We start from the raw sequence: 210 nt of genomic DNA, 5'->3' as shown, positions 1-210 counted from the left end.
GGGTTCGAATCCCGTACGGGTCACCACTTTTGGAGGATTAGCTCAGCTGGGAGAGCACCTGCCTTACAAGCAGGGGGTCGGCGGTTCGATCCCGTCATCCTCCACCATATAAATTATATGAATAATATTGTCGCGGGGTGGAGCAGTACGGTAGCTCGTCGGGCTCATAACCCGAAGGTCGCAGGTTCAAATCCTGTCCCCGCAACCAAA

Annotated in this window: 2 tRNA genes; both read left to right on the top strand. The window is 54.3% G+C overall.

What is annotated here, in order from left to right:
- Positions 1-31 precede the first annotated feature (31 nt).
- Positions 32-107: transfer RNA gene (locus tag MR066_RS27165), tRNA-Val, on the top strand.
- Positions 108-131: 24 nt separating this feature from the next.
- A tRNA-Met gene (locus MR066_RS27160) sits at positions 132-208 on the top strand.
- Positions 209-210 lie beyond the last annotated feature (2 nt).

Source organism: Bacillus cereus group sp. BfR-BA-01523 (assembly GCF_022662615.1).
Taxonomy (GTDB): Bacteria; Bacillota; Bacilli; order Bacillales; family Bacillaceae_G; genus Bacillus_A; species Bacillus_A mycoides.
This window is presented reverse-complemented; position numbering and strand designations above follow the sequence as displayed.